Consider the following 8,608-nt stretch of genomic DNA (forward strand, 5'->3'; position numbering starts at 1 on the left):
GGATATCGCCCGTTCGATCATCTCCGACATCGTCGCCAAGCTGATGCAGCGCCTCGAGCAAAAGACCGCCGAGGCGATCCGCGGCGCGCTCGACCGGTCGCGGCGCACCAACCGGCCACGGCAGCGCGACATCGACTGGCCGCGCACCATCGCGGCGAACCTTCGCCACTATCAGCCCGACCACAAGACGGTCGTGCCGGAAAGGCTGGTCGGCTTCATGCGGCGTCAGCGCCGGCTGGTCGACCTCGACGAGGTGACGCTGTGCGTTGACCAGTCCGGCTCGATGGCAAGCTCGGTCATCTACGCCTCTATCTTCGCTGCGGTGATGGCCTCGCTGCCGGTGGTGCGCACCAAGCTGGTCTGCTTCGACACGGCGATCGTCGACCTGACGGAGGAGCTCAGCGATCCGGTCGAGGTGCTGTTCGGCGTCCAGCTTGGCGGCGGCACCGACATCAACCAGGCGGTCGCCTATTGCGCCGAGCGGATCGAGCGGCCGACCAAGGCGCATTTCATTTTGATCACCGACCTCTACGAGGGCGGCAACGGCCAGGAGCTTCTCAAGCGGCTGGCAGCGCTGGTCCGGTCGGGCGTCAATGTCGTCGTGCTGCTGGCGCTCACCGATCAGGGTCGTCCCGGCTATGATCCCGCGATGGCTGGATCGGTCGCCGCGCTCGGGGTTCCGGTTTTCGCCTGCACGCCCGATCATTTCCCAGATATGATGGCGGCAGCGCTGCGTCGGGAAGACATCGGCGCCTGGGCGGCAGGGGCGGACATCAAGCTGATCCGAGCCGACACCGAACCACTCAAGGCAGGCGAGTAAGCCTGCCGCTGCGGCCGTTCAGCGAGGATCAGGCCGCCTTCTCGCTGATCAGCTCGAAGCGCTCGACCTCGCAGTGCCGGCCGACCACGGCCAGGATTTCCACCGAAGGCTCGACGGCATCCGGTTGCTTCCATGCGAGATTGAAGGAATGGACGAACCGGTCGCGGTCGGCGTCATGCTCCATGCCGATAAAGCGCGCGTCATAGCCGAGCGGACCGACCATGTCCCTGAGAACCGGCGGAGAGCCATTCGGCCATGAGACCGCCAGGATCGCATGGTGGTCGCGCGGGATCCTGAGGTCGACCCATTTCAGCGCCTGCAGCGTCACCAGCGTCATCACCGTCGCGATCGCGCCAAGGCCGAACTGGCCGCCGCCGAAGGCGAGGCCGATCATGGTCATGATCCACATCGTGGCGGCGGTGGTGACGCCGGTCACGAGATCGCCGCGCCGCAGGATGGCGCCGCCGCCGATGAACCCGACGCCGGTCAGCACACCCAACGGAAAACGCAGCACGTCCATGCGGACGAAAGAGTCCGTGCCCTTGCCGGCCACGTCGAGCAACATATTGGCCTGGATCATGGCGATGGCCGCGGCAAGGCCGACCAGTATTGTCGTTCGCAGCCCGGCGGTATGGCCGCGTGCCTCCCTGTTCAGACCGATCAGGAAGCCCGCCAAGAGTGTGAAGACGAGCCGCGCGGCGAGGTCGGGCCAGGTCGGGTGAAGCGGCATATCGCAGCAAAGCGGCTCGAACATCGTTCAAAGAGGCGCGCGCGCCGCGCCACTCCTTGTTCCCAACGACTTCAACCCCGTTGAAGGGCTGAAGGTTCCTTGGCGGCCCGGAGCACTGGCGCCGTCTATCGCGCCCCTTGCACGATTTTGAGACAGGCGCCGCTTGACTCCGGTGTAGCCTTGTGAAAAATTTTGCAGCAACTGATAAAAATATCAAAAGGGCGGAAATGGTTGGGTTCGGCAACGGCCTCCTGCGCGACGATGAGACCAGCATGGCCGCTCGCGCCGCCTGGCTTCACTATGCCGGCGGCCTGACCCAGGCCGAGGTCGCCAAGCGGCTCGGCCTGACCAGCCTCAAGGCGCATCGCCTCATCACCAAGGCCAACCAGGAAGGGCTGGTTAAGGTCTATATCGACGGCGAGATCTCCGAATGCGTGGCGCTGGAGGACGAACTGTCCGGCCGCTACGGTCTCGACTATTGCGAGGTGGTGCCGGACTTCGATCCGGAAGACCTGCCGCTCAAGGCGCTGGGCATTGCCGGCGCTCAGTTCCTCAAGCGCGAGATCGAGCGCGGCGAGGGCACCCTGATTGGCGTCGGCCATGGCCGCACGCTCGCGGCCTGCGTCGAATACCTGCCGCGCATCTCGGCCGACGGGATCCGCTTCGTCTCGCTGCTCGGCGGCCTGACGCGCAAATTCTCGGCCAACCCGCATGACGTGATCCATCGCCTCGCCGAGCGCACCGGCGCCGAGGCCTATGTCATGCCGGTGCCGATGTTCGCCAACACGGTCGAGGACCGCGCCGTGCTGCTCGGCCAGAAGGGCGTCAGCGAGGTCTTCGATCTCGCCAGGTCCGCCGACCTGCTGCTGGCCGGCATCGGCACCGCAGAGCAGGAGGCCTCGCTGGTCGCCACCGGCATGATCGACAAGGGCGAGATGGAGGAGACCCGCCGCAACGGCGCCGTCGGCGAACTGCTTGGCCATTTCTTCGACGAGGCCGGCAAGCCAGTGGCGACCACGGTTTCCAGCCGCGCCCTGGCGCTCGCCCGCGAGGACATCGCCAACCGCAGGATCGTCGCCGTCGCCGGCGGCAAGGTGAAGGTTCGAGCCATCAAGTCAGTGCTGGAGGGCCGCTACCTCAAGGGCCTGATAACCGACGAGCGGACGGCGCGATCGCTCGTGGAACAGACGCCGGTCGGGTAGCCGGCACCGCTTTGGTTGAAACTACCCTGTGGAGGAGAAGAGGACATGCATGAGAAAGAAAAAGACCTGATCGACGCGTTCCTGCGTGGACAAGTCGACCGCCGTGGACTGATCAGGGGACTGGGCGCCATGGGCCTTGCCGCAAGCACCGCCGGTGTCTTGCTCAATCTGGGCCAGACCCGCGCGCTCGCCGCCGATTTCGACTGGCAGGCGCACAAGGGCAAGACCATCAAGCTCTTGCTCAACAAGCATCCCTATGCCGATGCGATGATCGCCGACCTCGACAATTTCAAGCAGCTGACCGGCATGAACGTCGTCTATGACGTGTTCCCGGAAGACGTCTATTTCGACAAGGTCACCGCGGCGCTCTCGGCGAGCTCCTCCGAATACGACGCCTTCATGACCGGCGCCTACATGACCTGGACCTATGGCCCGGCCGGCTGGATCACCGACCTCAACGAGTGGATCAAGGACCCGGCCAAGACCAATCCGAAATATGCCTGGGACGACTTCCTGCCCGGCGTCAAGAACTCCTGCGCCTGGAACGGCAAGCCCGGCGGCGCGCTGGGTTCGGAAGACGCCAAGCAATGGTGCATTCCGTGGGGCTTCGAGCAGAACAACATCACCTACAACAAGGCGATGTTCGACAAGGCCGGCGTCAAGGTTCCCGGCAGCATGGACGAGATGGTGGCAGCGGCCGCCAAGCTCACCAAGGATGTCGGTGGCGGCGTCTATGGCATCGGCGTGCGCGGTTCGCGCTCCTGGGCGACGATCCATCCGGGCTTCCTGTCGGCCTATGCCAATTTCGACCAGAAGGACCTCAACGTGTCGGCCGACGGCAAGTTGTCTGCTGCCATGAACACCGCCGAATCCAAGGCCTTCCACAAGCAATGGGTGCAGATGATCCAGGAGAGCGGCCCGAAGGACTGGTCGACCTACACCTGGTACCAGGTCGGTACCGATCTCGGCGCCGGCGCCTCGGCGATGATCTTCGACGCCGACATCCTCGGCTACTTCATGAATGGCGGCACCAACAAGATGGCCGGCCAGCTCGCCTTCGCCGGCTTCAAGGCCAATCCGGCCGCCAAGGCGCCGACGCCCAACATCTGGATCTGGTCGCTGTCGATGTCCAACTTCTCCAAGGACAAGGACGCCACCTGGTACTTCCTGCAGTGGGCTTCCGGGCTCGACCATTGCCTGTTCGGCGCCACCAAGATGGACTTCGTCAATCCGGTCCGGCAGTCGGTCTGGAAGGACGAGGTGTTCCGTGAGAAGCTGAACAAGAGCTATCCGGGCTATGTCGAGATGTTCGACGCCTCGGCGCCCGGCGCCAGCATCAAGTTCACGGCGCAGCCGCTGTTCTTCGACCTCACCACCGAATGGGCCGCGACGCTGCAGAAGATGGTGGCCAAGGAAGTGCCGATCGACGAGGGCCTCGACAAGCTGGCCGAGAGCATCAACGGCCAGCTCAAGGAGGCCGGCCTCGGCTGATATCGGGCAGCGGCTGGCGCGCAACGCGGGCCAGCCGCGACCCTCAACGACACTCGCGAGGCGAAGCGGTATGCTTCGCCAACGCCCGACCGGCCGCCTTGCTCCCTTGGGCGGCCGGCAGGGCGGAGCAACCGGGATAACGGAAGAGCGCGATGACCGCGGCGACGACAGTCCACAGACCCTCCGGCTTCAGGATCAGCAAGCGGGTTCTGCCCTATCTCCTCAGCCTGCCGGCGCTCCTGGTCTGCATCGGCATCCTGATCCCGTTCCTGACCTCGGTGGTCTATTCCTTCCAGCGCTACCGGCTGAGTCAGCCATGGGCCAGGCAATTCAACTGGGGCGACAACTACATTTCGTTCTTCACCGACCCGAAGTTCTGGAACACGCTCGAGGTGTCGCTGCTCTATGCCGGCATCACCGTGGTGCTCGAACTGCTGCTCGGCCTCGGCATCGCCATGCTGTTGCAGAAGCGCTCGACGCTGAACAACTTCATCTCGATCATGCTGTTGATGCCGCTGATGACGGCGCCGGCGCTGGCTGCCCTGATGTGGAAGCTGATGACCAATCCCGGCTTCGGCGTGCTTAGCTACCTTGCCAGCCTCATCGGCCTGCAGGACTTCCGCTGGGCCTCCTCGCCGTCGACAGCGCTGCTCACCGTCGTGCTGGTCGACATTTGGGTCTACACGCCCTTCATCATGATCCTGCTGCTTGCCGGCCTGCGCAGCCTGCCGACGCAACCCTTCGAGGCGGCCGCGCTCGACGGCGTGCCGAGGAGCTTCGTGTTCTTCCGCATCACCCTGCCGATGCTGACGCCCTATATCCTGACCGCGACGCTGTTCCGCCTGCTCGATTCAATCCAGCAGTTCGACATCATCTACGCGATGACCCAGGGAGGGCCCGGCGACACGCTGACCGTTTTCCAGGTCGAGGCCTATCTCAACTTCTTCCAGTCGACCAATGTCGGACGCTCGGCGGCGCTGATGATCATCCTGTGGGCGATCACCTATTTCCTCTCCAACATCTTCATCAAGAACTGGCTCCGGCTGCGCGAACGCGCCCGCGGCCAGGCATAGGAGGCAGGGATGGAACACACCTCGCTTCTCGAACGCATCCTGCGCGGCGTGGCGCTCACGCTGGTGGTCATCTTCTTCATGTTCCCGATCGCCTGGATCTTCATGATGTCGTTCCAGACCAACGAGACGATCCTGCGCATCCCGCCGCAGCTGATCTTCGAGCCGACGCTCGCCAACTACACGGCGCTGATCACCGGCAAGCTGGTGACGGCGGCCGGAACGCTCGACATCGCCTTCATGCGCAACCTTTGGAATTCGGTGTTCCTGTCGGTCACCTCGGTTGCCGTCTCGCTGCTGCTCGGCGTGCCCGCGGCCTATGCTTTCGCCCGCCACAAATTCCGCGGCTCGGAGGACATCGCCTTCACGCTGCTGTCGTTCCGCTTCGCGCCGGCGCTGCTGGTGCTGTTGCCGCTCACCCTCTATTTCCAGAAGCTTGGACTGGCTAACACCTATATCGGGCTGATCTGGGTCTACCAGCTGATCTGCCTGCCGCTCATCCTGTGGATCGTGCGCGGCTATTTCGAGGACATCCCGGCCGACATCGAATACGCCTATCGGATCGGCGGCCATTCCTGGTTCGCCACCTTCCGCAAGATCGCGCTGCCGCTGGCCGGGCCGGGCATCGCCGCCGCCGGCCTGCTCGCCTTCATCTTCGCCTGGAACAATTTCGTCTTTGCGCTGGTGCTCGCCTCCGCCGACAAGCAGCCGGTGACGGTCGGCGCACTGGCCTTCATCACCTCGTCCGGCATTCAATACGGCCAGATCTCGGCCGCGATCGTGCTGTCGATCACGCCGACGCTGGCGCTTGCGCTCTACGCGCAGCGCTATCTCGTCGAAGGCCTGTCGCTCGGCGCCGTGAAAGGGTAGCTCCGATGGCCAGCCTCGAACTGAAAAATGTCGTCAAGCGCTACAAAAGCCAGACGGTCCTCGACAATCTGTCGCTGACCGTCGCCGACGGCGAAACGCTGGTGCTGTTCGGTCCGTCCGGCGCCGGCAAGACGGTGCTTCTGCGCATGGTTGCCGGCGTCATCGACCCCGACGAGGGCAAGATCCTCATCGGCGGCGAGGACATGACCGATGTCGATGCCGAGTTCCGCGGCGTCGGCATGGCGTTCCAGAATTTCGCGCTGTTCCCGCATATGAGCGCCTTCGACAACATCGCGACGCCGCTCGAGGCCAGGCACTCCTCGCAAGGCACTATCAAGGCCGGCGTCGAGAGCGTCGCCAAGTTGCTCAAGATCGACCATGTGCTGAGCCACAAGCCACGCGCGCTCTCCAACGGCCAGAAGCAGCGCACTGCGCTTGCCCGCGCCCTGGTCGGCTCGCCGCCAATTCTCCTGCTCGACGATCCCTTGCGCAACGTCGATGCCAAACTGCGCTTCGAGATGCGGCTTGAACTGCCGCGGCTCCTGCATGACCGCGGCGCGACCGTCGTCTACGTCACCCAGGACTACAAGGAGGCGATGGCGCTCGGCAACCGCATCGCGGTGATGTCGCAAGGCGTCATCCGCCAGCTCGGCACGCCCGAGCAGATCTATCGCGAGCCGGCCAATGTCGAGATCGCCAGGCTGTTCGGCGATCCGACCATCAATTTGCTCGACGTCAAGCCGGCCCGCGACGCCAAGGGCATCTATGTCGGCCTGTCGAACGTCCAGGTCCATCTCGCCGGCGCCTATGAGGCGGCGGTCGGGCGCGACTGCGTCATCGGCCTGCGGCCCGAGGCGCTGAGCTTCGTCGGCGAGGCCACGCCCGGCGCCGTTCCGGTGACCGTCGAGGCCGAGACGCCGCTCAACGAAAAGATCGTCACCTTGGTGCGTACCGTGCGCGGCCGCGAGATCCTGGTCTCGCGCCCGGCTGGAACGCCGGGCCAGACCGAGGGCAAGGCGCATATCGCCGTCGACAGCAAGAGCGCGCTGCTGTTCGATCATGCGAGCGGCGAGCGCATCGGCGCCAATAGGGTCGTCAATTTGCGCAGCGGAGAAGCGGCATGAGCGCCAGCGCCCTCACCATTTCCGGCGTCGACAAATTCTACGGCCCGATCGACCGCGGCGTGCATGCGGTGAAGAACCTGACGATCGGGATCGCCAGGGGCGAGATCGTGGCGCTGCTCGGCTCGTCGGGCTGCGGCAAGACCTCGACGCTGCGCATGATCGCTGGCTTCGAGGAGGTTTCGCGTGGCGAGATCGCCGTCGCCGGCCGCAAGGTGCACACACTGGCGCCGGTCAAGCGCAACGTGGCGATGGCCTTCGAGGGCTACTCGCTCTATCCGCCGCTCACCGTGCGCGAGAACATGGCCTTCGCGCTGAAGGCGGCGCGGCTTTCGAAGAGCGATGTCGACGCCAAGGTCGCCAGCATCGCCAAGTTGCTCGAGATTGAGGACATCCTCGAGCGCTATCCGAGCTCGATCTCCGGCGGCCAGCAGCAGCGCGCCAGCCTCGGCCGGGCGCTGATCCGCAACGCCGACCTGCACCTGCTCGACGAGCCGATGGGCCAGCTCGAGCCGCAGCTGCGCGCCGTGCTGCGCGGCCGTATCAAGCACTTCATCAAGGAGCGCGGCCTGACCGCGATCCTCGTCACCCACGACCAGACCGAGGCGAACGCCCTCGCCGACCGCATCGCGGTGATGGAAGGCGGCGTGCTGCAGCAGTTCGACACGCCCGACATGATCAAGCGGCGGCCGGCGAACCTGTTCACCGGCACCTTCGTCGGCGAGCCGCCGATGAATGTCTTCGAGGCCTTCGTCGGCACGGTCGCCGGCAAGATCAGCCTGAGGCTGCCCGACGGCTTGTCGCTCGACTACGACAAGGACGCCTTCAGCGGCCCGGTGCGCGACCAACTGCTTGCCCGCGAGCGCGTCGTCATCGGCGTCAGGCCCTATGCGGTACGCCGCTCGAAGGACGGCGTGCCGGCCACCGTCTCGGCCAACCAATGGCTTGGTGACCAGACCCATATCGCCGCCGATTTCGCCGGCGGCTCGCTGGTGCTGGTCGAGCATGACCGCACCCGCCTCGAGCTAGGGGCGCCGATCAATGTCAGCATCGACCCGAAGAACCTGCACGTCTTCGACCAGGCGGACGGCAGGGCGATTTCGCACGGGATGGAGCTTGCCTGATGCGGGATGTGCTGATCGGCATCGACGCCGGCACGTCTGTCATCAAGTCCGTCGCTTTCGACAAGGCGGGCCGGCAGATCGCGGCCACCGCGCTGCCGAACCGCTACGAGACGCTGCCGGGCGGTGGCGCCGAACAGGACCTGGCGCGCACCTGGGCCGATACGGCGGTCACGCTTCGCC

8 protein-coding genes and 1 pseudogene are annotated in these 8,608 nt (G+C 65.1%); 8 read left to right on the forward strand and 1 reads right to left on the reverse strand.

From position 1 onward, the window contains the following. The coding region (locus tag EOA33_RS15335; RefSeq protein ID WP_145989156.1) for a VWA domain-containing protein at nucleotides 1-820 on the forward strand (820 nt) is incomplete at its 5' end. Nucleotides 821-848: 28 nt separating this feature from the next. On the opposite strand, the gene EOA33_RS15340 is transcribed toward EOA33_RS15335, so the two are convergent. Then, complete coding sequence (locus EOA33_RS15340; RefSeq protein ID WP_245482341.1) at nucleotides 849-1,550, reverse strand: MgtC/SapB family protein; 702 nt, start codon at nucleotides 1,548-1,550, stop codon at nucleotides 849-851. Nucleotides 1,551-1,777: 227 nt separating this feature from the next. Here EOA33_RS15340 and EOA33_RS15345 point away from each other — a divergent pair, with 227 nt between their 5' ends. The 7 genes and pseudogenes from EOA33_RS15345 to EOA33_RS15375 all read left to right on the forward strand — a co-directional run. Then, on the forward strand, nucleotides 1,778-2,752 hold the full coding sequence (locus EOA33_RS15345) for a sugar-binding transcriptional regulator (protein ID WP_126056081.1): 975 nt from the start codon (nucleotides 1,778-1,780) through the stop codon (nucleotides 2,750-2,752). Nucleotides 2,753-2,797: 45 nt separating this feature from the next. After that, entirely contained in the window at nucleotides 2,798-4,243 is a 1,446-nt protein-coding gene (locus tag EOA33_RS15350) for an extracellular solute-binding protein (protein ID WP_126056080.1), read from the forward strand. A gap of 152 nt (nucleotides 4,244-4,395) precedes the next feature. Beyond that, nucleotides 4,396-5,316, forward strand: a complete 921-nt coding sequence (locus tag EOA33_RS15355) for a sugar ABC transporter permease (RefSeq protein ID WP_126056079.1) — start codon at nucleotides 4,396-4,398, stop codon at nucleotides 5,314-5,316. A 9-nt stretch (nucleotides 5,317-5,325) separates the two neighbouring features. After that, nucleotides 5,326-6,183, forward strand: a complete 858-nt coding sequence (locus tag EOA33_RS15360) for a carbohydrate ABC transporter permease (RefSeq protein WP_126056078.1) — start codon at nucleotides 5,326-5,328, stop codon at nucleotides 6,181-6,183. A 5-nt stretch (nucleotides 6,184-6,188) separates the two neighbouring features. Then, nucleotides 6,189-7,307: an ABC transporter ATP-binding protein gene (locus EOA33_RS15365; protein ID WP_127405990.1), complete on the forward strand. Its 1,119-nt coding sequence runs from the start codon at nucleotides 6,189-6,191 to the stop codon at nucleotides 7,305-7,307. Continuing rightward, complete coding sequence (locus tag EOA33_RS15370) at nucleotides 7,304-8,428, forward strand: ABC transporter ATP-binding protein (protein WP_127405991.1); 1,125 nt, start codon at nucleotides 7,304-7,306, stop codon at nucleotides 8,426-8,428. Before EOA33_RS15365 ends, EOA33_RS15370 begins: the two co-directional genes overlap by 4 nt. Next, a pseudogene (locus EOA33_RS15375) lies at nucleotides 8,428-8,608 on the forward strand (carbohydrate kinase); the annotation flags it as partial. The gene EOA33_RS15370 and the pseudogene EOA33_RS15375, both read left to right, overlap by 1 nt.

Source organism: Mesorhizobium sp. M4A.F.Ca.ET.050.02.1.1 (assembly GCF_003997725.1).
Classification (GTDB): Bacteria; Pseudomonadota; Alphaproteobacteria; order Rhizobiales; family Rhizobiaceae; genus Mesorhizobium.